General features: G+C 73.3%; 27 protein-coding genes and 3 tRNA genes. 10 read left to right on the top strand and 20 right to left on the bottom strand.

Translation table 11 applies throughout. The features are described from left to right. Positions 1 to 128 precede the first annotated feature (128 nt). Positions 129 to 1,046: a cation diffusion facilitator family transporter gene (locus tag NL142_RS02610; protein ID WP_435080852.1), complete on the top strand. Its 918-nt coding sequence runs from the start codon at positions 129 to 131 to the stop codon at positions 1,044 to 1,046. A gap of 410 nt (positions 1,047 to 1,456) precedes the next feature. Here NL142_RS02610 and NL142_RS02605 read toward each other — a convergent pair whose 3' ends face one another. Next, entirely contained in the window at positions 1,457 to 1,897 is a 441-nt protein-coding gene (locus tag NL142_RS02605) for a nucleoside deaminase (protein ID WP_435081623.1), read from the bottom strand. Positions 1,898 to 1,965: 68 nt separating this feature from the next. Here NL142_RS02605 and upp point away from each other — a divergent pair, with 68 nt between their 5' ends. The 3 genes from upp (at position 1,966) to NL142_RS02590 (ending at position 4,556) form a co-directional block, all read left to right on the top strand. After that, entirely contained in the window at positions 1,966 to 2,604 is a 639-nt protein-coding gene (gene upp, locus NL142_RS02600) for a uracil phosphoribosyltransferase (protein ID WP_119381825.1), read from the top strand. Positions 2,605 to 2,996: 392 nt separating this feature from the next. Then, positions 2,997 to 3,791: a winged helix-turn-helix domain-containing protein gene (locus NL142_RS02595; RefSeq protein ID WP_435080851.1), complete on the top strand. Its 795-nt coding sequence runs from the start codon at positions 2,997 to 2,999 to the stop codon at positions 3,789 to 3,791. 297 nt (positions 3,792 to 4,088) lie between these two features. After that, positions 4,089 to 4,556 carry a MarR family winged helix-turn-helix transcriptional regulator gene (locus NL142_RS02590; protein WP_194683500.1) on the top strand — a complete coding sequence of 156 codons (468 nt, stop codon included), beginning with the start codon at positions 4,089 to 4,091 and terminating at the stop codon, positions 4,554 to 4,556. On the opposite strand, the gene NL142_RS02585 is transcribed toward NL142_RS02590, so the two are convergent. After that, positions 4,553 to 5,938, bottom strand: a complete 1,386-nt coding sequence (locus tag NL142_RS02585; RefSeq protein ID WP_435080850.1) for a glycosyltransferase — start codon at positions 5,936 to 5,938, stop codon at positions 4,553 to 4,555. The two genes, NL142_RS02590 and NL142_RS02585, sit on opposite strands and share 4 nt — an antisense overlap. Positions 5,939 to 6,084: 146 nt before the next feature. Here NL142_RS02585 and NL142_RS02580 point away from each other — a divergent pair, with 146 nt between their 5' ends. After that, positions 6,085 to 7,611, top strand: coding sequence for a cryptochrome/photolyase family protein (locus tag NL142_RS02580; protein WP_435080849.1), 1,527 nt, complete (start codon positions 6,085 to 6,087; stop codon positions 7,609 to 7,611). A 42-nt stretch (positions 7,612 to 7,653) separates the two neighbouring features. Here the strand turns inward: NL142_RS02580 and NL142_RS02575 are convergent, their stop codons facing one another. After that, positions 7,654 to 8,742 carry a YihY/virulence factor BrkB family protein gene (locus NL142_RS02575; RefSeq protein ID WP_435080848.1) on the bottom strand — a complete coding sequence of 363 codons (1,089 nt, stop codon included), beginning with the start codon at positions 8,740 to 8,742 and terminating at the stop codon, positions 7,654 to 7,656. 230 nt (positions 8,743 to 8,972) lie between these two features. Between NL142_RS02575 and panD the strand changes: the two genes are divergently transcribed. Continuing rightward, a complete protein-coding gene (gene panD / locus NL142_RS02570; RefSeq protein WP_079533642.1) occupies positions 8,973 to 9,389 on the top strand; it encodes an aspartate 1-decarboxylase in 417 nt (138 codons plus the stop codon). Positions 9,390 to 9,698: 309 nt separating this feature from the next. Here panD and NL142_RS02565 read toward each other — a convergent pair whose 3' ends face one another. From NL142_RS02565 to NL142_RS02540, 6 genes are all read right to left on the bottom strand, one after another. Then, positions 9,699 to 10,466 carry a lysophospholipid acyltransferase family protein gene (locus NL142_RS02565; RefSeq protein WP_435080847.1) on the bottom strand — a complete coding sequence of 256 codons (768 nt, stop codon included), beginning with the start codon at positions 10,464 to 10,466 and terminating at the stop codon, positions 9,699 to 9,701. 88 nt (positions 10,467 to 10,554) lie between these two features. After that, complete coding sequence (locus tag NL142_RS02560; RefSeq protein WP_435080846.1) at positions 10,555 to 11,589, bottom strand: aldo/keto reductase; 1,035 nt, start codon at positions 11,587 to 11,589, stop codon at positions 10,555 to 10,557. A 17-nt stretch (positions 11,590 to 11,606) separates the two neighbouring features. Further along, entirely contained in the window at positions 11,607 to 12,137 is a 531-nt protein-coding gene (locus tag NL142_RS02555) for a hydophilic protein (RefSeq protein ID WP_308726706.1), read from the bottom strand. A gap of 124 nt (positions 12,138 to 12,261) precedes the next feature. Then, complete coding sequence (locus tag NL142_RS02550) at positions 12,262 to 13,140, bottom strand: metal-dependent hydrolase (RefSeq protein ID WP_435080845.1); 879 nt, start codon at positions 13,138 to 13,140, stop codon at positions 12,262 to 12,264. Positions 13,141 to 13,204: 64 nt separating this feature from the next. Further along, the gene (locus NL142_RS02545) at positions 13,205 to 13,972 is read right to left on the bottom strand and encodes a YidC/Oxa1 family membrane protein insertase (protein ID WP_435080844.1); all 768 of its coding nucleotides are present in this window, start codon (positions 13,970 to 13,972) and stop codon (positions 13,205 to 13,207) included. A gap of 106 nt (positions 13,973 to 14,078) precedes the next feature. Next, on the bottom strand, positions 14,079 to 14,399 hold the full coding sequence (locus NL142_RS02540; RefSeq protein ID WP_435080843.1) for a DUF6412 domain-containing protein: 321 nt from the start codon (positions 14,397 to 14,399) through the stop codon (positions 14,079 to 14,081). Between the two features lie 143 nt (positions 14,400 to 14,542). On the opposite strand from NL142_RS02540, the gene NL142_RS02535 reads away from it, so the two are divergent. Genes NL142_RS02535 through NL142_RS02525 form a run of 3 tightly spaced genes read left to right on the top strand, consistent with a single transcriptional unit; the run spans position 14,543 to position 16,304 of the window. After that, entirely contained in the window at positions 14,543 to 14,959 is a 417-nt protein-coding gene (locus NL142_RS02535) for a PadR family transcriptional regulator (RefSeq protein WP_194683510.1), read from the top strand. Then, positions 14,956 to 16,041, top strand: coding sequence for a hypothetical protein (locus tag NL142_RS02530; protein ID WP_435080842.1), 1,086 nt, complete (start codon positions 14,956 to 14,958; stop codon positions 16,039 to 16,041). Before NL142_RS02535 ends, NL142_RS02530 begins: the two co-directional genes overlap by 4 nt. After that, positions 16,038 to 16,304 (top strand): response regulator transcription factor, encoded by a 267-nt coding sequence (locus NL142_RS02525; protein ID WP_374978585.1) that lies wholly within the window; start codon positions 16,038 to 16,040, stop codon positions 16,302 to 16,304. The genes NL142_RS02530 and NL142_RS02525 overlap by 4 nt, the downstream gene beginning before the upstream one ends. A 101-nt stretch (positions 16,305 to 16,405) precedes the next feature. Here NL142_RS02525 and NL142_RS02520 read toward each other — a convergent pair. Next, positions 16,406 to 16,478: transfer RNA gene (locus NL142_RS02520), tRNA-Arg, on the bottom strand. A gap of 190 nt (positions 16,479 to 16,668) precedes the next feature. Here NL142_RS02520 and NL142_RS02515 point away from each other — a divergent pair. Further along, entirely contained in the window at positions 16,669 to 18,024 is a 1,356-nt protein-coding gene (locus NL142_RS02515; protein ID WP_435080841.1) for an alpha-amylase family protein, read from the top strand. A 39-nt stretch (positions 18,025 to 18,063) separates the two neighbouring features. Here NL142_RS02515 and NL142_RS02510 read toward each other — a convergent pair whose 3' ends face one another. From NL142_RS02510 to serS, 10 genes are all read right to left on the bottom strand, one after another. Beyond that, the gene (locus NL142_RS02510; protein ID WP_435080840.1) at positions 18,064 to 18,429 is read right to left on the bottom strand and encodes a hypothetical protein; all 366 of its coding nucleotides are present in this window, start codon (positions 18,427 to 18,429) and stop codon (positions 18,064 to 18,066) included. Between the two features lie 91 nt (positions 18,430 to 18,520). Further along, positions 18,521 to 19,597: a Gfo/Idh/MocA family protein gene (locus NL142_RS02505; RefSeq protein WP_435080839.1), complete on the bottom strand. Its 1,077-nt coding sequence runs from the start codon at positions 19,595 to 19,597 to the stop codon at positions 18,521 to 18,523. Between the two features lie 17 nt (positions 19,598 to 19,614). Next, positions 19,615 to 20,313, bottom strand: coding sequence for a ThuA domain-containing protein (locus NL142_RS02500; RefSeq protein ID WP_043585371.1), 699 nt, complete (start codon positions 20,311 to 20,313; stop codon positions 19,615 to 19,617). A 169-nt stretch (positions 20,314 to 20,482) separates the two neighbouring features. Next, entirely contained in the window at positions 20,483 to 21,553 is a 1,071-nt protein-coding gene (locus NL142_RS02495; RefSeq protein ID WP_435080838.1) for a LacI family DNA-binding transcriptional regulator, read from the bottom strand. A gap of 61 nt (positions 21,554 to 21,614) precedes the next feature. Then, entirely contained in the window at positions 21,615 to 22,160 is a 546-nt protein-coding gene (locus NL142_RS02490) for a hypothetical protein (RefSeq protein ID WP_435080837.1), read from the bottom strand. A 60-nt stretch (positions 22,161 to 22,220) separates the two neighbouring features. After that, a tRNA-Ser gene (locus tag NL142_RS02485) sits at positions 22,221 to 22,312 on the bottom strand. A 421-nt stretch (positions 22,313 to 22,733) separates the two neighbouring features. After that, entirely contained in the window at positions 22,734 to 23,993 is a 1,260-nt protein-coding gene (locus NL142_RS02480) for an LCP family protein (RefSeq protein WP_435080836.1), read from the bottom strand. Between the two features lie 16 nt (positions 23,994 to 24,009). Beyond that, positions 24,010 to 24,094, bottom strand: a tRNA-Ser gene (locus NL142_RS02475). A 171-nt stretch (positions 24,095 to 24,265) separates the two neighbouring features. Continuing rightward, the gene (locus NL142_RS02470; RefSeq protein WP_435080835.1) at positions 24,266 to 25,087 is read right to left on the bottom strand and encodes an HAD family hydrolase; all 822 of its coding nucleotides are present in this window, start codon (positions 25,085 to 25,087) and stop codon (positions 24,266 to 24,268) included. Continuing rightward, positions 25,084 to 26,364 (bottom strand): serine--tRNA ligase, encoded by a 1,281-nt coding sequence (serS, locus tag NL142_RS02465; RefSeq protein ID WP_435080834.1) that lies wholly within the window; start codon positions 26,362 to 26,364, stop codon positions 25,084 to 25,086. Before serS ends, NL142_RS02470 begins: the two co-directional genes overlap by 4 nt. Positions 26,365 to 26,368 lie beyond the last annotated feature (4 nt).

Raw genomic sequence — 26,368 nt, 5'->3', positions numbered from 1 at the left:
CCGATCCTAGGGACCGGGCGCCGCGCGGTCGGGTGGTCGGCGGCGACGGACGCGTGGCTAGGCTGAGGCGACCGGGGCACGCGCGCCCGGGCGGCCCGAGCCGCCTCGCCGGTCGAGGAGGACAGGCCTTGAGCGAATCCCACGGCAGCAAGGCGATCCTCGCCGCCCTCGCCGCCAACGTCGGCATCGCGATCACGAAGTTCATCGCCGCGTTCTTCTCGGGCTCCTCCTCGATGCTCGCCGAGGGCGTCCACTCGCTCGCGGACTCGGGCAACCAGATCCTGCTGCTCATCGGCGGCAAGCGCGCCAAGCGCGTCGCGGACGAGGAGCACCCCTTCGGCTACGGGCGCGTGCGCTACGTCTACGCCTTCATCGTCTCGATCATCCTGTTCTCGGTCGGCGGCGTGTACTCGCTGTACGAGGGCATCCACAAGATCGAGCACCCGGAGCCGCTCGACGTGCCGTGGCTCCCGATCGTCGTGCTGCTCATCGCGATCGGCCTCGAGTCGTTCTCGCTCCGCACGGCGATCAAGGAGTCGAACCCGCTCCGCGGCACGCAGACGTGGGTGCAGTTCGTGCGCCGCGCGAAGAGCCCCGAGCTCCCCGTCCTGCTGCTCGAGGACACCGCCGCCCTCTCCGGCCTCGTGTTCGCGCTCCTCGGCGTGACCGCGTCGATCGTCACGGGCGACGGCATCTACGACGGCATCGGCACCCTGCTCATCGGCGTGCTGCTGGTGGCGGTCGCCGTGATCCTGGGGGTCGAGATGAGCAGCCTCCTCGTCGGCGAGGGCGCCTCGAAGCCCGACCTCGCCGCCATCCGCGCGGCGATCACCGCGGGCCACGAGGCCGAGTCGATCATCCACATGAAGACGCTCTACCTCGGCCCGGATGAGCTCCTCGTCGCCGCAAAGATCGCCATGCCCGCCACCAGCTCGCTCGGCGACGTGGCCGCGGGCATCGACGCGATCGAGCGCCGCGTGCGCGAGGCCGTGCCGGTCGCCCGCGTCATCTACCTCGAGCCCGACGTGCGGGTCGCGACGCGCTGATCCGGCGTGCGCGGCGGGCGGCGGCTCGACCGCGCGGTGTGCACGGCGCCGACGCCGCCCCGCCTCGGACGGCCACCATCGCCGCCGGACGGGTCACCGAGGCCCGCATGCCGCGGCCCCCGCGGCGCTCCCAGCCGAGCACATCATCGATGATGCACGCCACCAAGACAGCAGCAGCGACGGCACTCGCCCTGGGCCTGGCCCTCGCCACCTCCACCGGCGCGCAGGCGGCGACACCCGGCACGTCGACGAGCCCCTCGGCGACCGGAGCGGCGGTGCACACGGCATCGGTCGATCCAGCGGGTTCCGCGATCCTCGTCCCCCGCTGCATCCCCCACAAGTACTGCGGACGCCACCACCACGGTTGAGGCCCCTCGACGGCTGATCACGCGGGTCGCGGCGACTCCGGCTCAGCCAAGAGCCCGCCGATCCGCGAAGAACGCGTCGAGGAGCCCCGCGCACTCGGCTGCCCGCACGCCGGCGAACACCTCCGCGCGGTGCGGCAGCCGTCGGTCGCGCAGCACGTCGTAGAGGGATCCGGCCGCGCCCGCCTTCTCGTCCCACGCGCCGAAGACCACGCGCGGCACCCGCGCCGCGAGGATCGCGCCCGCGCACATGACGCACGGCTCGAGCGTGACGACGAGCGTCGTGCCCACGAGGTGCCGATCGCCGGTGGTCGCTGCGGCCTCGCGGAGCGCCTCCACCTCCGCGTGCGCGGTGGGATCCTGACGGGCCTCCCGGAGGTTGCGCCCGCGCCCGATGACGATCCCCGCGGCGTCCACGACGATCGCCCCCACGGGCACGTCGCCGGTGGCCGCGCAGGCCCGGGCCTCGTCGAGCGCCACGGCCATCCAGCGATCGACGTCGCCGGGCACGTGGAGGTCCAATCGCGTACCCCCTTGCTGATTGAATGGAGCCTATGCGAGTCCACGTAGCCGACCACCCGCTCATCACGCACAAGCTGACGGCGCTGCGGGACCGTACGACCCCCTCCCCCGTCTTCCGCAGCCTGGCCGACGAGCTCGTCACCCTGCTCGCCTACGAGGCCACGCGCGACGTCCGGGTCGAGACCATCACGGTGCAGACCCCGGTCGCGCCCGCCCAGGGCCTCACCCTCAGCGACCCCAAGCCGCTCGTGGTCCCCATCCTCCGCGCGGGCCTCGGCATGCTCGACGGCCTCATGCGCCTCATGCCCAGCGCCGAGGTCGGCTTCCTCGGCATGGTGCGCAACGAGGAGACGCTGCAGCCGGACATCTACGCCGAGCGCCTCCCCACCGACCTGTCCAACCGGCAGTGCTTCGTGGTGGACCCGATGCTCGCGACGGGCGGATCCCTCATCGCCGCCATCGAGTACCTCTTCGACCGCGGCGCCGTCGACGTCACGTGCATCTGCCTCATCGCCGCGCCCGAGGGCCTCAAGGCCGTCGAGGAGGCGACCGCTGGCCGCGAGGTGACCATCGTGCTGGGCGCGCTCGACGAGAGGCTCGACGAGGTGGGCTACATCATCCCGGGCCTCGGCGACGCGGGCGACCGCCTGTACGGCACCGCCGCCCACTGACCCGCGGCCCTCGCCCCCGCGGCGCCCGTCTCCCCCGGGGACGGGCGCCGCCGTCCGCGCACGCACGATTCCTGCGCGTCCCGCACGATTCCGGCTCCTCCTGTTGACACGGGCGCACGGAACCGTGCAGGCTCTCCCCATGACTCTGAACGCGCACGTCCTGACCTCCTCCGAGGCCTCGGGAGTCGCCGGCATGATGATGCCCGGCCGTGTCGCGATGTGCTGTCGAATGTCGGCCTGACCCGCCGCCTTCGCCTGAGCGGTCCCGCGACGCGTCCGTCGCCGACCCTCCCCGCCGTCACCGGCGCATCCGCCCCTGAGGCGTCTCGCACTCCCCTGAGGTCCCGCGCACTCCAGCTGCGCCGCACCCGCATCATCACAAGGACTCCGCCATGTCGCTCGCGACCATCGACCCCGCCCGCACCTCCCTCCGATCCGCTCCCGCCGCGCCCGTGCTCCGGGCGGCCGCCCCCCTCGCCCCGTCGCTCCGCCGGCCGCAGGCCGTCCCGGCTCCGGCCACGACCTCCACCGCTCCCGCTCCGACCGCCGCACCCGCGCGCCCGGCCCGCCTCCGCGCCGTGCCCGAGGGCACCGAGGCGCGCGGCTTCGCCATCTACGTCGGCCTCGACGAGCTGAAGGCCGCGGCCGCAGGCACCGACCTCGGCACCGTAGTCGCCGCGCTCAAGCGCCTGGCGTCGGAGCTCGCCCCCGGCGTCGAGACCCACGCCGCCGTCGCCCTCGCCCCCGAGGGCGCGGGCGGACGCGACATCGACGTGGTCCGGCTCGCCCTGCAGGATCCCGCTGCCGTCGCCCAGCACCGCGAGCAGCCCGAGGACGACGAGCGCGTCGACGGCGGCGTGACGGTCGACCTGTCCCGCAAGCGCGTCGTCCTCGACGGCGAGACCGCCCCGCTCACCTACAAGGAGTTCGAGCTCCTGCAGTACCTGGTGCTCCGCGAAGGACGCACCATCGAGCGATCCGAGCTCATCGCCTCGCTGTGGTCCGCCGCGGACGGGGACGACGTGCCGAACGAGCGCACCATCGACGTGCACGTCCGCCGGCTGCGCTCCAAGCTCGGCCGCTACGAGGAGATCGTCCGCACGGTGCGGGGCGCCGGGTACCGGTTCGACCGGCACGCGGACGTCGCCGTCCACCACGCCAGCACGCAGTCGCCCGACCTGTTCTGAGGCGACCGCGGGCGCTCAGCCCGTCCTTGCGGAGCTGTCGGCGATCTCCCAGCACATCGGGCCGGTTCTAGGTAGCGGGGCGTTACGGGATCGTTATACAGTCTTCTCGTCCCCACCGTTTGCTGTGGCGGTGGAGACGGAATGTGATTGCAGGACACTCCTGGTGCAAGGGAGAGGGCCGGCCCCATGCCTCTGGGGTCGGCCCTCAGTCATGTCCGGCGCCGTTCCGACGCGGCCGTTCCCCGGGGCGCCGCTCAGTAGACTCGCCACCACAGAGTGCGCCCGACCGTCATCGTGATGCGCACCGGACGAGGAGGCCTGGTGGGCGAGACAGCGGACGCCGTGCGGGCCTGGGAGTCGCTGTTCCGGGCGCAGGTCAGCGTCATGCGCCGCCTCACCGCCGAGTTCCCCAGCCGCGACCTCTCGTTCAACGAGTACGACGTGCTGTTCAACATCTCGCGCCAGCCCGAGGGCCGCCTCCGCCTGCGCGACCTCAACCAGCACGTCCTCCTCACGCAGCCCAGCGTGAGCCGCCTCATCGACCGCCTCGTCGCGCGCGGCCTCGTCGTCAAGTGCGGCGACGAGAGCGACGGGCGGGCCACGATCGTGCGGCTCACCGATGCCGGCGACGCGGCCTTCCGCGCGGTCGCGCGCGTGCACATGGAGTCCATCGCCTCGACCGTCGGCGGCGCGCTCACGCCGGACGAGCTGAACACGCTGCGCGCGCTCACCGACAAGCTGCGCGGGAGCGTCGCCGAGGCCTAGGCCGCGGATCCACCCGCCGCGCTCGGACGGGCGAACGGCCCGCCGTGGGCGACGAGCAGACGCAGCAGCGCCATCACGAGGTCGGCGGCGGTCACGACGCACGCGGCCCAGCCGACCATCGTGGTGAGGCCGGCCGCTGCGGGACCACCGACCTCGGCGACGACGAGCACGCCGACGACGACCAGGGCCACCGCTGCTGCGGCGATGGCGTCCACCCGGGAGAAGGGCGGCACCGTCTCGGCCGCTGCGGGTCCGCGCCGGCGGCCGCGGTGAGCGAGCCGGTGCAGGCCGTCGCGGATGCGGGAGACGCCGTACGCGGCCTCCGCTGCCTCGAGCGGGAGGAACGTCGCGCCGAAGAGGACGTCGGCTGCGGTGCGCTCGCGTATCCGGCGGAGGGTGCGGATGTGCAGGGGGAGCCGCACCACGACGGGGACGGCCCACCACCACGCGGGCTCCAGCATCCCCTGCATCCCCGCGGCGGCCAGGTACAGCGCCACCAGGGCGTAGGCCACGAACCGGAGGACGGGCCCGACCTCGATGCGCAGGGACGCCAGGCGGGCACGACGCCGGTCGCCGACGTCGGCGGGCGAGCCGCCGCGCGCGAGCCGGGCGACGTGCGCTCCCCACCGGTCGCGTCGCTCGCGCATCATCCCCCAGGTGACGGCGGTGTCGACCCGGGCGCGCGCGCCGGGGACGAGGGCCGAGCGGTCGTCCCCGGCCAGGAGACCCGTGAGGATCCCCTCCGGCGAGGCGGCCGACGAGGACGGCGCGTCAGCCGCCGGGAGCCGCAGGAGCGTGGCCGGAGCGAGCGGGACCGGGCCGGTGAGGCCGAGGTCGGTGCCGGTCTCGACGGCGCCCATGGCCCAGTGGCGCTGCAGGAGCTGGAGCGCACCCGCGAGGGGGCCGTGGGATCCGCTCGGGCGCGGATCGAGGCTGGCGGACACGGAGGAGGCGTCCGGATCCCGCTCGAGGGCGGCGGCGAGGAGCTCGAGCACGTCGGGGTTCAGCTCGGCATCGGGCGAGACGAGCAGCACACGCCCCGCGTCGCCGACCAGCCGGAGGGCGAAGCCGTAGACGGACCGGAGCGAGCTCTCGCGCGGGCCGCGGTCGATGACCGTGACCGTCGTGGCAGCGGGACCCGCGCCGGCGAGGAAGTGCGCGTGGCGTCCGTTGAAGGTCCGCGCCACGGCGAAGGTGTCGTCGCGGCTGCCGGCGACCACGACGACCACGCGAGCCGGCGGCAGGGTCTGACCGAGGATCGACGTCAGCGTGGCCGCGATGGTGGATCCCGCGTCGCCCGCCACCACGACCGCCGAGACGGCGTCGCGCGACGACCGCCCGGGGTGCTCGGGCGGGGGCAGGGGCGTGCTCTGGTTGTCCATGGGCCTCTCGACGACGGCGGGTCTCGGGTGGGCGGTCGGACCCGGACGGACGCGCACTGCCATGTGCGATATTACGTGCCGCCGGGCGCCGTGCGCGAAGCGACCTCGCTCCGGTCGCCCACGTGGCGCCGTCCTAGGCTCGATCCATGAGCGACGACGACGCCCCCGACCACGGATCCGCGGACAGGGAGGGCGCCGAGGAGGCGCACGGCCCGAGCATCGTCTGGCTGCGCGACGACCTCCGCGTGGCAGACAATCCCGCGCTGCACGCGGCCGTCGAGCGGGGCGAGCCCGTCGTCGTGCTCTACGTGCTCGACGAGGAGAGCGACGGGATCCGGCCGCTCGGCGGCGCCGCGCGCTGGTGGCTGCACATGAGCCTGTCGCGCCTCGGGGAGTCGCTGCGGGAGCTCGGCTCGCCGCTCGTGCTGCGCCGCGGGAAGGCCGTCGGCGTCGTCGACGACCTCGTGCGGGAGGTCGGCGCAGGCGCGGTGCTGTGGAACCGGCGCTACGGCGGGGCCGAGATCGCGGTCGACACCGCCATCAAGAAGGACCTCGGCGACCGGGGGCTCGACGTCCGCAGCTTCCAGGGATCGCTGCTCGTCGAGCCGTGGACGGTGACGAACAAGCAGGGCGAGCCGTTCCGCGTGTACACCCCGTTCTGGAAGGCCGCGCAGGAGCGGGAGGAGCCGCGGAAGCCGCTGCCCGCGCCGAAGGAACTCGACGCGCCGCGGGAGGCACCCCGCTCGGACGACCTCGACGGCTGGGGGCTGCTGCCGACGAAGCCCGACTGGGCGGCCGGCCTCCGCGAGTCGTGCGATCCCGGCGAGGCAGCCGGCCTGCAGCGCCTCGAGGACTTCGTCCACCACGAGCTCGAGGACTACGCCGCCCAGCGCGACGAGCCCGCGGCGATGACCACGTCGCGACTGTCGGCGTACCTGCGCTGGGGCGAGGTGAGCCCGTTCCAGGTGTGGCACCGGGTCCAGCGCACGCGCGGGAAGAAGGTGGGCGGCGACGAGGTCAACGCCACCAAGTTCCTCTCCGAGCTGGGCTGGCGCGAGTTCAGCTACCACCTGCTCTACCACCAGCCGGATCTCGCGACCCGCAACTTCGTGCCGCGCTTCGACGCGTTCCCGTGGGACGAGCCGACCGACGAGACGCTCGGCGCGTGGCAGCGCGGCGAGACTGGCGTGCCGCTCGTCGACGCCGGCATGCGGGCGCTCTGGAAGGACGGGCACCTGCACAACCGCGTGCGGATGGTCGTGGCGTCGTTCCTCATCAAGAACCTGCTGATCGACTGGCGCCACGGCGAGCAGTGGTTCTGGGACACGCTCGTCGACGCGGACGCGGCGAACAACGCGGCGAGCTGGCAGTGGGTCGCGGGATCCGGCGCCGACGCCGCCCCCTACTTCCGGGTGTTCAACCCGGTGCTGCAGGGGCAGAAGTTCGACCCGTCTGGCGAGTACATCCGCTCGTACGTGCCCGAGCTGGCGCACGCGCCCCGGGACGTCGTGCACGAGCCGTGGAAGGCGATGGGCGACCTCGTCGCGAGCGCGGAGGACGACGCGGCCGACGCGGACGACGGCGGGCTCGCGGCGTACCCGGCGCCGATCGTCGACCTGAAGGAGTCCCGGCAGCGCGCCCTGGCGGCCTACGACGAGATCAAGGACCGGTGACGGGCGGGCCCGCGCGCGCGACGTGCGGGCCCGCCACGCGGATCAGGCGCCGTGGTCCGCGTCCCCGCGTCCGAGGCGCTCGGCGCGCTCGTGGCGCTCGCGGATCCCGCGGCCACGCTTGACGTCCTCGCGCTCCGCCGCGGCCTTCTTGTCGCTCACGGCGGTGTCGCGCGGCGGGAGCTGGAGCGTCTCCTCGGCGGCGATGCCGGCCTGCAGCTGGCGTCCGCGCTCGAGCTCGGCGTCGAACTCGGCGCCGAACAGCAGCGCGAGGTTCGCGATCCACAGCCACAGCAGGAACACCACGACGCCCGCGAGCGCCCCGTAGCTCTTCGCGTAGCTGGAGAACTCGGTGACGTAGAAGGCGAAGCCGACGCTCGCGACGACCAGCACGACGAGCGCGATGGCGGCGCCCACGCTCATCCAGCGGAACTTCGGCTGCTTCGCGTTCGGGGTCGCGTAGTAGAGGATCGCGATGAGCAGCACGATCGCGAAGGCGAGCACGGGCCACTTGGCGATGGACCAGACGATCTGCACGGTCGGGCCGAGGCCGAGCGCGGTGCCGATGGCGTCGGTGACGGGTCCCGAGATCGCGATGATGAGCGCGCACACGAGCAGGATCACGATGCCGATGACCGTGACGGCGAGCTGCATGGGCTTGAGCTTCAGGAACGGACGGCCCTCGGGGATCTCGTAGATGCGGTTCATCGCCCGGGTGAAGGCGCCGACGTAGCCGGAGGCCGACCAGATCGCGAGCACGATGCCGGAGACGAGGGCGAAGCCGGCGGCGGGCGACTCGACGAAGCCGGTGAGGATCGGCTCGATCAGCGCGAGGGCGTCCGCGGGGGCGAAGCCGCGCAGCAGGTCGAGGACCGCCGTCACCGTCTGCTGCCCCTGCCCGAACACCCCGAGCAGCGAGATGATCGCGATGAGCGCCGGGAAGAGCGACAGCACCGCGTAGTACGTGAGCGATGCGGCGATGTCGGTGCACTGGTCGGATCCGAACTCGCGCATGGTCTTCCGGAGGACGTACTTCCAGGAGGGCTTCTCGATGTCGGTCGGGGAGTCGGGCTTGCGCGCGTCGTCCTCGTCGGGTCGGTCCTCGATCGTGTCGGCCGTGTCTCGTCGTGCCACTGGTGCCTCCGTGCGGTCTGCGGGTCGGGTCCCCGTCCCCCCAGAGTGGCCCGCCCCGGCGGGAGCGCATAGCCCGCCTGCGTCTCGTACACTCGCCCGGGGGCCTCGCGCCGAGGATCCGGCACCCGCCGGAACATCCGCGGGCCGCCGCGCGTTGGGCTGTCGTGATCGCCTGCGCGATCGTCGTGCTCCGCCTCCGCGCGCACGGACCCGCCCGCCGAGGAGCACGCATGCTGCGCACCATGATGACCGCGAAGATCCACCGCGCCACGGTGACGCACGCCGACCTGCACTACGTCGGCTCCGTCACGGTCGACCGCGACCTGCTCGACGCCGCGGACATCCTCGTGGGCGAGCGCGTCAGCATCGTCGACGTGACCAACGGCGCCCGGCTCGACACCTACACGATCGCGGGCGAGCGCGGCAGCGGCGTGCTCGGGATCAACGGCGCGGCCGCGCACCTCGTGGACGTCGGCGACGTGGTGATCCTCATCGCGTACGGCCAGATGACGACCGAGGAGGCCCGCGCGCTCGAGCCCCGCGTGGTGCACGTCGACGCCGGCAACCGGATCCGCGCCGTGGACGCCGACCCCACGGCGCCGCCCGCCCCCGGGCTCGAGCGCTCCCCGCTGGCCGAGCCGGTCTGACCCGAGTCGGTCCGACCGACGCCGTCCGGCCGCCCGAGCCTCCGAAGGGGCCCGCAACTGTAGCGGGTCCCCCAAATGACGGACACAAGCGCTTCCCCCCAATACGGGGTACATTCCCGCGCCTGCGGGGAGAACCCCAGCATGCGCGGCTACCGTGTAGTCATCCGGTACGGCTCTTCGGGTGAGCGGTACCGCACCAGCCGGTTCGTCTGCGGGTAACAGACGTTCACGTGCGCAGATCGGCCCGGGCCTCGAAGGCCCGGGCCGATCTCATTCCCCCGGCGGTCCCCCGAGTCGACGGCCCTCGTGTCAGCGCCCCTCCGCGCGACGCCGCGCGTCGCGCTCCGCGTCGGCCGCGGCGGCCTCCTCGGGCGTCGGCGCCGTGCCGCCCAGGTGCCTCGGCTGCCACCATGCGCCGCGACCGTCCACCGGGTAGGCGGACTGCAGCTCGTCGACCAGCTCCTGCAGCTCGACGCGCAGGGCGTCGGTGACCTCGCGCGGATCCGCGTCCGGCGTCACGGGGATCCGCTCGCCCACGCGCAGGTGCACGGGCACCCCGATGCGGTCGCGCATGCGGATGCGGTGGTTCTTCGTGAGGAGGCGGTGCCCGCCCCACACGGCGACGGGCACGATCGGGACGCCGGCCTCCGCCGCGAGCCGGGCCGCGCCGGTCTTCAGCTCCCGTACGCGGAAGGACGCGCTCACGCCGGCCTCCGGGAAGACGCCGATGAGCTCGCCCGCGCGCAGAGCGGCGACGGCGTCGGCGTATGCGGTCGCACCGGCGGTCATGTCGACCTCGATGTGGCGCATGCGGCGCAGGACCCAGCCGACCCCGGGCTGGTCGAACGCGCCCTTCTTCGCCATGAAGCGGATCCGGCGCCGGCCGTGCAGCCAGGTCGCCCACTCGACGAGCGCGAACTCGAGGTAGCCGAAGTGGGTCATGGCGATGACCGCGCCGCCGGTGTCCGGGATGCGGTCGCGGCCGTCGGCGACGAGGCGGAGGCGGAGGGCTCCGAAGAGCGCGCGGCCCATGGCGACGGCGGTCCCGTACACGGGCTCCCGGGTGCGGCGGCTCATGCACCGAGCCTACGGGGAGAGGATCGGCGCCGACCGGGAGCGGGCGCTCCGCGGATCGGCGCCCGCCCCGCCCCGCGTAGCGGCCGGGTCAGCGGCGGCGCTTGGCGGGATCCAGCCAGTAGTTCGCGAAGCCCGTGTCGGCCGGGTTCACGTTGATGCCGGGCGGCACGATCTCGTCGATGCGGTCGAGCGTGGTGGCGTCGAGCTCCAGGTTCGCGGCATCCAGCTGCGACTCGAGCTGCTCCATGGTGCGCGGGCCGATGATCGCGCTGGACACCGCGGGGTGGCGCAGCACGAAGGCGAGCGCGAGGTGCACGAGCGGCACGCCGAGCTCGTCGGCGAGGGCGCCCAGCGCGTCCGCGGCCTCGAACTTCGGGTCGGACGGGTCGTAGCGCGACGGGTCGCGGTCGTTGCGGTGCGTCTTCGGGATGTCCTGGCCCTTGCGGTACTTGCCGGAGAGCCAGCCGCCGGCGAGCGGGCTCCAGACGAGCGTGCCCATTCCGTGGCGCTGGGTGGTGGGGAGCAGGTCGGCCTCGATGCCGCGGGTGAGCATCGAGTACGGCGGCTGCTCCGTGACGAACCTCGCGGTGCCGCGCTCGCGTGCGACCCACTGGGCCTCGACGACCTGGCTCGGCTGGAACGTGGACGAGCCGATGTAGCGCACCTTGCCGGCGCGCACGAGGTCGGTGAGAGCGCCGAGGGTCTCCTCGATGTCCGTGTGCTCGTCCGGCCGGTGCATCTGGTACAGGTCGATGTGGTCGGTGCCGAGGCGGCGCAGGGAATCCTCGACGGCCCGCACGATCCAGCGGCGCGAGCCTCCGCGGAAGTTGGCCTCCGGCTTCATGCCGTTGAAGAACTTCGTGGCGAGGATCAGGTCGTCGCGGCGGCCGGACTGCGCGATCGCCTTGCCGACGATCTCCTCCGACTCGCCGTACGCGTAGATGTCGGCGGTGTCGATGAAGGTGATCCCGGCGTCGATGGCGCGGTGGATCACGCGGATGGACTTCTCGTGGTCGGTCTCGCCCCAGGCGCCGAACATCATGGTGCCGAGGCAGAGGCGCGAGACCTCCACGCCGGTGCGGCCGAGGTACGTGGTGGGCTGGTCGGTGGACTGCTCTGTCATGAGCGCCACGCTACGCGCTAGGCGGAGGGTCGGCCCTCGGCGGCGTCGGCGGTCGCGACGTCGGACTCGGTGGACGCACCGGGCTCGACGGTCGCCTGCGCCTCGTCGTCCATGGTCTCCAGGGTGATTTCGGCCTCGGGGGCCTCCTGTCCGTCGGCGTCGAGCGGCACGATGTAGTCGCCGAGGCGACGGCGGGCCGCCTCCTCGCGCTGCACGCGGATCCGCTCGAGCTTCTCCTCGCGGAGGCGCAGGCGCTCGGTGTCGACCTCGACGCGGCGCACGGTGACGCCGCGCGTGGGGCCGGCGGCCTTGGCCGGCGTGGTCTTGCGGCTGGGCTCGCGCTTGGCGGCGTCGCTCGCGGGCTTCCGCGACGGGGCGGTGCCCGACTTCGCGGCCGCCGAGGCGGGCTTGGTCGACACGGCCGGCGGCTTGCCAGAACCAGGGCAGCGCTCGTGGTTCCGTCCGTGGTCGAGGATGTTGCCCGTGGCCATGCCGACGGGGTTCGCCTTGCCGCAGACCGAGCACTTCGTCGCGGGGGTTGCTGCCACGTTCGATACCACTTTCCATCGCCGCGCCGTCGCCGGACCGAGGATGCCGGTCGGCCGGACGGCGCTTGTCCACGCTACCCGACGTGGGAGGTGCGGGGATACCGGAGTCCCCCGCCCGGGGGTGTCAGGCCGGGACGCAGGTGGTCCGCATCCGCACCACGACGGCGCCGTCGGCCTCCTCGACCTCGAGGCCCGCGAGGTGCGTGCCGCCGCAGGGGATCCGCGCGGTGCCGCCCGGCAGCTCGCACACCCAGGAGCGGCGCGAGGTGAGCAGGTCGCCCTCGCGCTCGATCCGCGCGGCGGCGCCCGAGGCGACCCAGCCGGCGAGCGTGGCGTCGACCGCGTCGCGCACCTCGTCGAGGCGCTCGACGAGGGCGGCAGGCACGAAGCCCTTCTTCCGGAGCGACTTGCCGAGGCGGTACGTGTCGACGGACGACCACGGCCCGATGCGCGAGGTGCCGATCGCGAGCGCGTCGAACCCGGGGGCTCCGAGCGCGTCCGTCGGCACGTCCTTGGTCCAGGCCTCGGCGAGCGCGCGATCGAGGGCCAGCGAGGCGAGGTGGCAGCCCGTGTGGCCGGCGCTCAGGGCGCGACGGTGCGCGGGATCCACCAGGACCTCGACGGCGTCGCCCACGCGGACGTCGGCATCGCCCGGCACGACGTGGACGGCGACGAACGACCAGCCGTCCGCGCCCTTCTTGACCGGGACGTCGGCGCCGACGTGGAGCGTCGCGTACTCCGCGGGATCCGTCGACGCCGCGCCGACGACGCAGTCGAGCACCTCGATCCCGGCGCCGCGCACCCGCAGCACAGCGCGGTCGGCGGGCTGGTCGGGCCAGGCAGCGTCGACGGGGTGGCACGCGGTCGCGTCGAGCACGACGGCGCGCGTGCCGTCGGCGAGGTCGTCTACGCGGAGCACCTGGCCCTCGGAGGCGACGGATCCCGCCGGGTAGGTCACGCGGGTGGGCGGCAGGGCGACGGCGCCCGCGGGGGTGGAGGTCATGGCGGCTCCCGGCTCGGTGTGCCTCGATCCTCGCAGACGGGCTGCGCCGGGACGGTCGGCTGGATCATGCGGCGGCCGTCCCACGGGAGGGCGCACGGCCGAGCAGGCGCCGCAGAGTCGCGCGCTCGAGGAGCGTCCACACGGCGCTCGACAGCAGGTACAGGGCCGCGGCGAGCGGGGCGATCCCGGCGAAGACGACCGTGACGAACGGCAGCACCCGCATCATCGCGGTCATGCCGGCCATGCCGGGGAGCGCCGGGTCGACGGGTGCGGGCGGCCCCTGGAACCGGAGGTCGGCGCGGCGGCGGACCTCGATCACCACGGCGAGCAGCCCGAGCACGACGACCGCGACGACGAGCGGCGTGACGCCCATGGCCGCCGCCGACAGCGCGCTCGACCCCAGCGGGATCCCCGCGAACGGCGCCGCCAGCAGCGCGTTGGCCTCTCCGCCGATCCGCGCGTGGGCGAACAGGGCGTAGACGGCGGCGAGCACGGGCGCCTGCGCGAGCGTCGGCAGGCAGCCGGCGAGCGGCGACGCGCCCTCTCTCGCGTACAGCTCCTGCGTCGCGCGGGCCAGCCGCTCGGGCTTGCCTGCGTGACGGCGACGGAGCTCGGCGAGCGCGGGGGCGATCCGGCGGCGCTGGATCTCGGCGCGCACCTGCGCGACGCCGACCGGCACGAGCAGGGCCCGCACGCCGAGGGTCAGGAGGATGACGGCGACGCCGGTCGCGGAGGCGCCGGCGAGCGGATGGATCAGGTCGGCGAGGCCGACGACGAGCTGGGACAGTCCGTCGAGCACGGCTCGGACGGGGGCGATCGATGTGGGGTCCACGGGGTTCCTTGCGACGAGAGCGGAGGGGGTCCGTCTGGTCGTCGCATGCGGGCGCGCGCTGGATCCGTGCCGCGAGGTGGCGGCGGCGGACCTCTGCTGGCCGCGGTCAGGCGGCCGGGAGCGGCGCAGGCACGACGACCTGCATCCGGCGGCCCGGTGCCCGGGAGCGCTCGTGCCCGTCCGCGTCCGGGTCGCTCGAGGAGACGAGCACCGGGAGGTCGACGTCCTCGTCCGGGCCGAGCGGCGGCGCGGCGGATCCGATGAGCCCGCGCGCGGCGGCGATGCGCACGAGCGCGATCGCGGCGGCCACGGAGGCGGCGCCGAGGAGGGCCGCGAGGAGGATCGCGGGCGTGACGCCCGCGCCGCCCAGCACGACGTCGCCCACGAGGGCGAGCACGCGGCCGAGGACCTCCAGGACGATGGGCATGCCCGACGGTAGCACCGGGCCCGGCGCGAGCACGAGGGTCGGCGCGCCCGCTCATCGCACCCGGCGCAGCGCGCCACCCTGCACGGCACTCCGAGGTACCGCGCACTGCGTGATACTGTGCGACGCATGAGAGAGATCGACTGATGGACACCACGCAGCTCCTCAAGGGCGCGCTCGACACCGCGGTGCTCGCCGTCGTGCAGCACGACGACGGGTACGGCTACGACATCGTCCGGCGCCTGCGCGACGCCGGACTCGGCGACGTGGGCGACGCCTCCGTCTACGGCACGCTCCGCCGCCTCTACGCGGCCGGCGCCCTGTCGAGCTACGTGGTGCCGTCCGAGGGCGGACCGCACCGGAAGTACTACGCGATCAACCCGGAGGGCCGCGAGCTGCTCGCCGGCCAGCGCGCCACCTGGGCGGCGTTCGCGACGGCGATGAGCGGGCTCCTCGGCGAGCCGGCCCCGGCGCCGACCCACCGCAGCAGGAAGGCCGGCGTCACCGGCGAGGGCCCCGTGCCCGCATCCGTGAACGTCCGCACGATCGGAGAGAAGCCGTGAACACCGCAGATCCCACCCTCGACACCCGCATCCGGACCTTCGCGGCCGCCGTGCGCGCCCGGCTCGCCGACCTCGATCCCGAGGACGTCGACGACCTCACGGGCGGCCTCGAGGCCGACCTGCAGGAGGAGGCCGCGGATCACGACGGCATCCTCGAGCTCGGCGACCCCGTGCGCTACGCCGACGAGCTGCGCAGCTCGGCGGGGCTGCCGGAGCGGGCGGTCACGGCCGCCTCGACCTCGCCCCTGGCGCAGCTGAGGGAGACCGTCCGCGAGCGGGGGCGTGAGGTCCACGCGCGGATCCGCGCCAACCGCGAGCTCTCCGCGATCCTCGACCTGCTCATCGTCTTCCGCCCGGTGTGGTGGCTGCTGCGGGCGTGGGCGGGGTACCAGGTGGTGCTGGTGGTGCTCGCAGCGTTCCTCGGCATCTACAGCCGTTTCCTGGTGCTCCCGTACGGATCCATGCGCTGGCTGCTCCTGCTCCTGCTCCTCGTGGTCAGCGTCCAATGGGGTCGTGATCGGTGGGTCCCGACGCGGCCTCTCCGGAGCCTCCGCACGGCCGTGAGCGTCGTCACCGCCCTCGCGCTCGTCGTGCTCATCCCGGTCTCGATCGACCGCTCCGGCGAGAGCACGTACGTCGACTACTCGTCGTCGACGAGCAGCCCCTCCGTGCCCCAGGAGCTCACCCTCGACGGCAAGCGCATCAGCAACGTCTTCGCGTACGACGCCGAGGGGAACCTCCTCGACCGGGTGCAGCTCTTCGACCAGGACGGGGAGCCGCTGACCGTCGTGCCGCCCGCGCTCGCGGAGGTGGACAGCACCACGGGCGAACCGCTCGAGCCGAGCACCGGAGCGTGGAACGCCTTCCCGCTCTCGCTCCGCGACGCCGGGCGGATGGGGCACCTCAGCGTCGAGGACATGGGCTCCGGCAGGCCTCCTTTCGCGAAGGCGCTTCCGCTACCCGCGACGAAGGGCTCGACCTCCACGCCGACCCCGACCCCGTACGCGACCGCGACGCCCGGATCCGCTCAGGAGGAGGAGGGCACGCCGTCACCCTCGCCCACCCCGGAGCCGACCCCGTGAGCGCCCTCGTCGACCACGGCCACGCGGCGCACGGGATGGACGCGGACCTCGCCCGGCTGACGGCACGCGAGCGGGAGATCCTCGTGCTCGTCGCCCGCGGCCTGTCTAACGCGGAGATCGCCGGCCGGCTGTTCCTCGCGCCCACCACCGTGAAGACCCACGTCAGCCGCACGCTCGACAAGCTCGGCGTGCGCGACCGACTGCACGCCACCATCTGGGCGTACGAGAACCGCGTGGTGGAGCCGCTCGCGACGACGCGCTGAGGGGGCCGGATCCGCTCCCTGCCCCGGATACGCGAACGGCCCGCCAGTGGCGGGCCGTTCGGCATTCTGTCTCAACCAGAGAGATGCACCCGGAGGTGCTGTGCGCCCGGAGGGATTCGAACCCCCAACCTTCTGATCCGTAGTCAGATGCTCTATCCGTTGAGCTACGGGCGCAGTCCTGCGGCGATGATCTCCGCGAGCGGCGATCAGGCCGGGAGACAGACTACATGCTGCGGGGCCGCCCCGCGAATCCGCGCCGCCGACCGCCCGCCGCGCCCCTCGCGCTGTCCGACGGAGCCCGGCCGACGGACGCCTCGACCCCCGCTCATTAGGCTTGATCGACCCGAACCGCGAGGAGCGACCCTTGGCATCCTGGACCGACCACGTCGTCTGGTGGCACGTCTACCCGCTCGGCTTCACGGGCGCGCCGCAGACCCGCGACGACCTCGCCGGACCCGACGGCGGATCCCCCGCGCATCCCGATGCGCCGCCCGCCCACCGCATCGACCGCCTCCGCGCGTGGCTCCCGTACCTCGTCGACCTCGGCGCCAACGGCCTGCTGCTCGGCCCGGTCTTCGACTCGGAGACCCACGGCTACGACACCCGCGACCACTTGACGCTCGACCCGCGCCTCGGCGACGACGCCGACCTCGACGCCCTCCTCGCCGACGCCTCCGCGCGCGGCGTGCGCGTGCTCCTCGACGGCGTCTTCAACCACGTCGGCCGCAGCCACCCGCGCTTCGCGCAGGCGCTGTCCGACGGCCCCGGATCCGAGGCCGCGTCCTGGTTCCGCTGGGACGACGCCGGCGAGCCCGTCGGCTTCGAGGGCCACGGCGCGCTCGTCACGCTCGACCACGACTCCGAGGCCGTGCGCGCGCACGTGGCCGAGGTGATGATCCACTGGCTCGACCGCGGCATCTCCGGCTGGCGCCTCGACGCCGCCTACGCCGTCCCCGCGACGTTCTGGGCCGCGGTCCTCCCGCGCGTCCGCGAGCGGCACCCCGACGCGTGGTTCGTCGGCGAGATGATCCACGGCGACTACGTCGGCTACCAGGCGGAGTCGACCATCGACTCGATCACCGCCTACGAGCTGTGGAAGTCCGTCCGCAACTCCATCGCCGAGGGGAACCTGTTCGAGCTCGACTGGACGCTCACCCGGCACGCGGAGCTGCTGCCGTCCTTCACGCCGCAGACCTTCGTCGGCAACCACGACGTGACCCGCATCGCCTCCGCGGTGGATCCCCGCCACCTCGGCCACGCGATCGCCCTCCTCCTGCTGCTCCCCGGCATCCCCTCGATCTACGCGGGCGACGAGCGGGGCCTCACCGGCGTGAAGGAGGACCGCGCGGGCGGCGACGACGCCGTGCGCCCCGAATACCCGGCCTCGCCCGACGACCTGCGCGACGACGAGCACGCCGCCCGGATCCGCAGCCTGCACCAGGAGCTCGTCGGCCTCCGCCGGCGGCACGCCTGGCTGGTCGACGCGCGGATGGAGACATCCGGCCTCACCAACACCGCGCTCACCATCACGCTGCGGCCGTCGGGCACGGGCGCGGCCGGCGGCGTGGCACCCGGCTCGCCGGACGCGCTGCGTCTCGTGCTCAACATCGGGGACGAGCCCGTGGAGATCGTGGGCTCGGCGGACGGTCGCGAGGCGGGCGACGTCGCCGGCGACGGACGCGTCCCCGGGCACTCCTGGGCGGTGCTGGCCGGCGCGTAGCCGGAGCCGGGCCGCGATCCGCGACCGCACCCGGTGGGGTCAGATGGCGCGGTGCGGCCAGCCGTAGACCTCGGCGAGGAGCGCGGCCCGGGCGGCGTGCGCCGCCGCCTCCTCCTGCGCCTCGGCGTCCGGATCCTCGTCCGCGGGAGCGAAGTGGCCGTCCGCGATCTCCGGCTCGTCGTCGTCGAACGGCCGGTGAGTGAGCGGCCACTCGACGGCTGTCAGCCGAGGCCATACCGAGGGGTCGGTGACGTCCGCCTCCCGTTCCCTCGGCTCGTCGTCCGCATCCGCCTCGCGCGCCTCCGCGCCGAGGAGCTGCTCGTCGGACGCATCCGGCTCCACCGCGCGCAGCCCCTCCCCGTCGCCGTACGGCGCGAAGAGGAACTGCGAGAAGTGGCGGGTCACGGCGTCAGGCTAGTAGTCCGCGGCTCCCAGGAACGATCCGATGGCGGGGTTGTGGAAGGCTGCCCACTACCTGTTCGCGGACGCCCTCCGATCAGTCCCCCGAGCGTCCCGGCTGCCCCAGCGGAACGGCCTCCGGACGCCCCACGGTGCTCCGGATCTCGCCCGTCGCGCCGGGGTCGAGGATCGCGTCCATGACCTCGAGCACGTGGAACGCGAGCTCGCCGGACGCCCGGTGCGGGACCCCGCGTCGGATCGCGTCTGCCATCTCCGCGAGGCCGCAGCCGCGGCCCGCGTCGACGAAGCCGGCGCTCGGCTCGACGTCCGCCCACTCACGGTCAGCGGACGTCGCGACCTGCACAGGCCCGGAGAAGTGGTTGGGGTCCGGCACCGAGAGCGTGCCGGCGGTGCCGTACACCTCGATGTTCGGGATCCGCGTGGCCCAGACGTCGAAGCTCATCGTGACGGTCGAGACGGCGCCCGACGCATGCGTGAGCACGGCGCTCACGTGGGTGTCGACGGTCACGGGGATCTCGCGCGACTCCGGGTCGGACGCCGCCGAGCGCACGCGGTCGGAGCGCAGCGACGCCCCCTGCACGCGCGTGATCGGCCCGAGCAGCGTCACGAGGGCCGTGAGGTAGTACGGCCCCATGTCGAAGAGCGGGCCAGCGCCCGGCTGGTAGTAGAAGGCCGGGGCGGGGTGCCAGAGCTCGTGCCCGGGCGCACCCCAGAAGGCGTTCGCGGCGACGGGCTCCCCGATCGTGCCCGCGTCGAGCACGGCGCGGGCCGTCTGGATCCCGGTGCCCAGCACGGTGTCCGGCGCGGATCCCACACGCAGCCCCTTCTCCTCGGCCAAGCGCAGGATCGGCTCGGCCTCCGCGGGGCTGAGCGCGAGCGGCTTCTCGCCGTAGACGTGCTTGCCCGCCTCGAGCACGCGGAGGTCGACCTCGGCGTGGGCGGCCGGGATCGTGAGGTTCAGCACGGTGTCGATCCGCGGGTCGGCGATGAGGTCGTCGACGCTCAGCGCGTCCACGCCCTGCGCCTCGGCGACCGTGCGCGCGCGGTCGAGGTCGAGGTCGGCGACCGCCACGAGCCGCACGCCCGGCAGGCTCTCGAACGCCGCGAAGTACTGCTCGCTGATCTTCCCGACCCCGATGATCCCGAGGGTCATGGCATCCTCGTCGTGCGTCAACGTGCTGCCCACAGGAGGCCCCTCTCGATGATGGTGCGGACGTTCGGGTCCTCGACGACCTCGATGCGGTGGCCGGGGGCGGAGACGAAGATGCGGCCCTCGCCCCACTGGCGGGTCCAGATGGCGGGCGCGGTGACCGGCCGGTGCCACGGATCCCATGGCCTGACGGTCTGGGTGGTGGTGGCGAGCACGTCGTTGTACTCGTCGCTCAGCACCCAGTACTGCTCGGTCACGAGGTCGAAATCGGCGATGCCCTGCGTGATCTCGTGGGTGCGCCCGAGCTCGGTCATCTCGACCGTGTACGGGATGTAGTTGTCGGACTGCTCGCCCGTGCGCTCGGCCGGGTCCTTGCCCGCGTGGTGGGCGAACTGACCGCCGATCATGTGGAGGTAGTCGGCCGTGTTCCGGTACGAGTCGGCGATGCCGCCGTGCCAGCCGGCCATGCCGGTGCCCGCGATGACCGCGGCGCGGAGGCCGGCCATCTCCTCGGGCTCGATCGTGGTCATCGTGTTGGCCTGCACGATCAGGTCGGTCGCGGCCATGACGTCGGCGTCGGCGTAGACGGCCGAGCCCTCCTCGACCCGCACCTCGAAGCCGTTCTCCTCGAGGAACGGGATGAACAGGCCCGTGGTCTCCACGGGCATGTGGCCGTCCCAGCCGCCGCGGACGACGAGCGCCTTCCGGGTGGCGGTCACGCGAGCGCCGTCCGGGTCGGGCGACCGCGGGGCGGGCGGGCATGCGTGCGGGGGATCTGCATCACTGGCGACTCCTTCGTCGGGCGCGGCCGGGCGACCGCCGCGCGCCTCGAACGCTACGCACCGGCGGTCGGGCGGGGCAAGGAGGGCGCCGCCGATCCGAAACGTTTCACTCGGGTGACGACACCGCGTCGGCCGCGGCGGGCGCGGCAGTGCTCGCGCGGACCACGAGCGCCGTCGCGAGGTCGAGCCGGGTGGGCTCCTCGCTCCTGCCCTCGCGGATCCGCAGCACCATGCGCGCCGCGGCCTCCGCCATCTCCCGCACGGGCTGCCGGACGGTGCTCAGCGCGGGCGAGACGATGCGCGCGAACGGGAGGTCGTCGTAGCCGAGCACGGAGAGGTCGTCGGGGATGCGGATCCCCCGCTCGCGCGCCGCCTCGTAGAGCCCGACCGCCTGCTCGTCGTTGCCCGCGAAGATCGCCGTCGGTCGCTCGGCACGGTCGAGCAGCTCGCCGCCCGCGCGGTGCCCGGCGGTCCGTCCGAAGTCGCCCTCGACCTCGACGAGCGACACGTCCGATCCGACTGCCTCGAGCGCGCTGCGGAATCCCGACATGCGCGCCCGGGAGTAGAGCCGGTGCGGCGGGCCGCTGATCGCGCCGATCCGCCGGTGCCCGAGCCCCAGCAGGTGCTCCCCCGCGGCGTGGCCGCCCTCCCAGTTGGTGGATCCGACGGACGGCACGTCCGCGGCCGGCGACCCCGCGGGATCCACCACCACGAACGGGATGCCCCGGCTCCGCAGCTGGCGCTTCTGCGCGGGCGCGAGGTCCGAGAACACGAGGACGAGGCCCATCGGCCTCCGCTGCATGACGCCCGCCATCCAGTCGCCGTCGAGGGCGTTGTCGCGCCCGTGCTCCGTGACGATGACGCTCAGGCCGTTCTCGCGCGCGACGGCCGAGACCCCGCGCAGCAGGTCGACGGAGAAGCCCGTGTCGACGACCTCCAGCACGATCTCTATCAGCGCGCCATGCGGCCGCTCGGCACCGCGCCTGCTGTAGCCGTGCAGCTCCATGAGCTCCTCGACGCGGGCGCGGGTCGCCGGGGAGATGCCCTTCCGCCCGTTCAGGACCTTGCTGACGGTGCCGATGGACACGTTCGCCTCGCGCGCGATGAGGCCGAGGGTGGTGCCGGAGCCGTGCTCGGGGGCCGGCGGCCGCGGCGCATCGGGAAACGTGTCGCTCATGAGGGCGATGCTAGGCCGATGCGCACGCATCGATGCGGGTCAGGCGCGGGGAGCGGCGCCCCTAGGGGACGAGTCCGGGCGCGGCGGCCACCGCGTCGTCCACGGACGGCCTCCTCGGCGGGACGTTGGCCGGATGCACGTCCAGGTCGCTCGCGACCTCGACGGAGACGACGCGCGGGGCGAACGCATCGCCGTGCACGACGATCCAGCTGCCGACGAGGAGGAACGCGTCGTCGCCCGCGGTGAGCGGTCCCGTCACGTGGAACGCACCGTAGGCGGGCTCGTCGAACGTGACGCGCGCCACGGTGCCGTGGTGGAGGTCGGCCACGGAGTCGGGCAGCCCGCCTTGCGGCAGGACGTCGTCGCCCGGGCGGACGGAGAGCGCCTGGATCTCGCCGGCGGCGCCGAGCGCGGTGTCCGCGACGACCATCTGGCCGTTGGACGCGACGCGGACCGACCCGTCGACGGCATAGAGGCCGTATCGCGGGGAACGGATGACGACGCTGACCGGATCACCGGCCGACAGCGCGGACAGCGCGTCGCGGATGGCCTGCACATCGCGCCGAGAACGGCCCGTCGACAGCTGGTCGAGCATCTGGCGGTCCATCCGACGAGCGTACCGGCCCACGATCGCGGTCATGGACGGAGCGGCAGCGTGACGTGAAGATGGCGGAGACGGTGGGATTTGAACCCACGGTACCCATACGGGTACTCCACCTTAGCAGGGTGGTGCACTAGGCCGAACTATGCGACGTCTCCAGACGTACCCGTCCACTGTACCGGACGCGGCGCCCTGGTCACATCCCCGCCCACCGGGACGCGGGCCCGAACGGGGGGTGCGGCGCGGTTGTCCCCCTTTCGACGGACACGTAGTGTCTGTGTCGACGCGTGTGCCGGACCCGACCGGCTTGCCCCCCGCGTGTCGATGTGTCAGCCCAGAGATGTCCCGCTCGCCCACGTGGCCGCGGCCCCGGATCCCCCGAACCGGCGCCGCTCACCCTCACGCACGCGACGACGTCGCGAGCCCCCCGTGGGCGAGAACACGAGATTCTCGTCCGGCGGAGGATTCGGGTCGAAAGCTGAACGAGATAGACGGGTCCTCGCTGCATAGGGTGTGCGGCGGGGACCCGTCGCCCTCCTCGGGCGCGCGGCGCTCACCCGGCCGCCCGCACGATCGGGCTCACCCCTTGAAGCCCTTCGAGCAGGTGACCGTCCCCGCGTCCGTGCCCGTCACGGCCTCGGGCAGCACCGTGGGCGCGGACGTGGCCGGCTGGGATCCGTCTCCCGCAGCGGGAGCGCTCGCCGACGGCGCAGGGGTCGACGCGGCGGGCTGCTCCGTGACCGCGCCGAGTCCCGTGTTGCCGGCCTTCACCTCGAACGGGGCGTCCGTCTTGAGCAGCTGCATCAGCTGGTCGCCGTCCGTCTTCAGCGGCTGGACCTTGCCGGCGTAGACGCCGGTGCCCGCCGTGGTGCCGGGGTACTGCAGGAAGTGCACCTGGTCGAGCGGGATGTCCTTGAGGGCCAGCGCCATGGACGCCATGGTCTGGTAGTCGAGCGAGGTCGAGCGCTGCATGTTGTCCACCGCAGCCTTGGCCAGGCCGTAGACGCGCGTGGGATCCGACAGCGTGCTCGACTGCTTCATGGTGCGCACGAGCGCCGAGAGGAAGACCTGCTGGTTGCTGATGCGGGCCAGGTCGCTGCCGTCGCCGACCGCGTGGCGGGTGCGGAGGAACTGCAGCGCCTGCTTGCCCTGCAACGGCGTCACGCCCGCGGGGAGATCGAGGTCGGTGCGCTTGTCCTTGAGCGGGCTCGCGAGGCAGACGGGCACGCCGCCGACCGCGTTGGACATCTCGATGACGCCGTTGAACTCGATGAGCGCCGCGTAGGGGATGTCGAGGCCGGTGAACTGCGCGACGGTCTTCGCGACGCACGGCAGCCCGCCGTCGGAGAGCGCCGTGTTGAGCGGTGCGGCCGACTGGGCGGGCGCGGTGCCGGATCCGTCGCTGCGCGCGCACGCGGGGATGGGCACGACCATGTCGCGCGGCAGGCTGACGACCGTGGCCTGCGAGTGGTCGGCGGAGACGTGCAGCACCATGTTCACGTCGTTGAGCGCGCCGTCGGTCTTGCCGTAGCCGTCGCCCTGGCCCTGGCGCGTGTCGGATCCCGCGAGGAGCACGTTGAACCCGCCGTCGAGCGCGCCGACGCCGACCGTGGTCTGCTCGGTGCCGTCGCTGATGTCGACGGTGTTCGCCTGGACGGACCTGTTCAGGTCCCACAGCGCGATCGTGCCGACGGAGAGCCCGCTGACGAGCAGGACCGCGACGCCCATGGCGACGCCCTTGAGGACCGTGCGTGCCGCGCTCGGGCGACCTAGCCGGCCGTGCCGGGCGATGACGGGGGCCGTGGCGGTTCGCCGGGGTCGCAGGGGCGCGTCGCTCATGCGGATCCTCTCCGGGCGGAGGGCGTGGGATTCGAACCCACGAGACATCTCTGCCCACCAGTTTTCAAGACTGGCTCCATCGGCCGCTCGGACAGCCCTCCCGATGCGCGCCCTCCCGCTGGGCGGGCGGGGCGATCGTGAAGGATCCTACCGGTGGCCGGTCGGCCCGCGGTGGTGCGGCCGGGTGACCGCGCGGGATGCGCCACTCTCGCATGCAGCGGATCAGAGCGAGCTGAACTCTCCCCAGCTGGGGAATCGGCCGCCGCCGGAGGTCAGAGCCGGGCGAGGACCGCGGCCGCGCCGTTCTCGGTGATGGGACCCGTGACCTCGCTGGCGACGGCGATGACCTCGGCCGGCGCCTGGCCCATCGCGATGCCGCGGCCGTGCTCGCCGGCCCACTCGAGCATCTCGATGTCGTTCCGTCCGTCGCCCATGGCGATGACGTGCGTGCGGGCGATGTCGTGCAGCTCGCGCACGCGCTCCATGGCCGTGGCCTTGTTCACGCCGTCGGGCGCGATGTCGAGCCACGCCGTCCAGCCGATGGAGTAGCTCACCCGGTGCAGGCCCATGCGCTCGACGACGTCCTGGAAGTCCTCCAGGTCGTGGCCGGGCGAGATGACGACGACGCGCGTCGCGGGCACGTGCAGGAGCTCCTCGAACTCGACGTGGCGCCCGTTGGCCTCGAGCGCGCCGTCCGGGAAGTCGCCGCCGGAGTAGAGGTACACGCCCTCCTCGTCCTCGACGGCGTAGCGGCCGCTCGCGAGATGCGGGCGGATCCGCTGCAGCACGTCGGCGGGGTCGAAGGTCTCGACGAAGCGGCGGCTGTACCCGGTGGGGGCGTCCGCGTCGCGCTCGAGCACGATCGCGCCGTTGGAGCACACCATGTAGCGCGGGTGGATCCCCAGGCGGTCGATGATCGGCAGGGTGTCGGCGACCGAGCGGCCGGTGGAGGGCATGACCAGGTGGCCGATCTCCTCCATCCGCCGCACCTCGCGGATGACCGACTCGTCGAGCGAGCCGTCCTCGCCGAGGAGGGTGCCGTCGATGTCGAGGGCGATGAGGAGGCGGTCGGCGTCGGGCACCCGCGGAGTCATCGGGCGGCCTTCGCCGTGGCGGGCTCGAGCACCTCGAGGCCGCCGAGGTAGGGCCGGAGCGCCTCGGGCACGCGCACCGAGCCGTCCGCCTGCTGGTGGGTCTCGAGGATCGCGACGATCCAGCGCGTGGTCGCCAGCGTGCCGTTGAGCGTGGCGACGGGCGAGGTGCGGCCGTCCTCGCCGCGGAAGCGCGTGCCGAGGCGGCGGGCCTGGAACGTGGTGCAGTTCGAGGTGGAGGTGAGCTCGCGGTAGGCGCCCTGGGTGGGGATCCACGCCTCGACGTCGTACTTGCGGGCGGCGCTGGATCCGAGGTCGCCCGCCGCCGTGTCGATGACGCGGTAGGAGAGGCCGAGGTCCTGCATCATGCGCTCCTGCATGGCGAGGAGGCGCTCGTGCTCGGCCTCTGCGTCAGCCGGGTCGACGTACGAGAACATCTCGAGCTTCTGGAACTGGTGCACGCGGATGATGCCGCGGGTGTCCTTGCCGTAGGAGCCCGCCTCCTTGCGGTAGCAGGTCGACCAGCCGGCGTAGCGGATGGGGCCCTGGGCCAGGTCGAGGATCTCGTCGGCGTGGTACCCGGCGAGCGCCACCTCGCTCGTGCCCGTGAGGTAGAGGTCGTCGTCGTCGAGGTGGTAGACCTCGTCGGCGTGGGCGCCGAGGAAGCCGGTGCCGGCCATGATCTCGGGCTTCACGAGCGTGGGCGTGATGAGCGGGACGAGGCCCGCCTCCAGCGCACGGGCGAGGCCGAAGTTCATCAGCGCGATCTCGAGCCGCGCGCCGATGCCCTTGAGGTAGTGGAAGCGGGCGCCGGAGACCTTGGCGCCGCGGCCCATGTCGATGGCGTCGAGGATCTCGCCGATCTCCAGGTGGTCGCGTGGGTCGAAGTCGAACGAGGGCTTCTCGCCGACCTCGCGCACGAGCGCCCAGTCGCCCTCGCCGCCGGCCGGGACCCCGTCGATGACGATGTTCGGGATCCGCCGCATGGCCTCGTCGAGCGCGGCCTCGGCCTCCTGCGCGCGCTCCTGCGCGGCGGTGACGCGGGCCTTCAGCTCCTGCACCTCGGCGATGAGGCGCGGCTTGTCGGCCTTGTCGGCCTTCGCGACGAGCTTGCCGTGCGCGTTCTGCTCGGCGCGGAGCCCCTCGAACTCGGTGATGGCCTGCCGGCGCTCGGAGTCCGCGGCGACCGCCTGGTCGACCACCTCCACGGACGCACCGCGCAGCTCCTGCGAGGCGATGACGAGGTCGGGATGGTCGCGGAGGGTCTGCGGATCGATCACCCCG

Source organism: Clavibacter quasicaliforniensis (genome assembly GCF_051201715.1).
Classification (GTDB): domain Bacteria; phylum Actinomycetota; class Actinomycetes; order Actinomycetales; family Microbacteriaceae; genus Clavibacter; species Clavibacter seminis.
The sequence above is the reverse complement of the archived record's forward strand: the minus strand, read 5'-3'. Positions and strand labels throughout refer to the sequence as shown.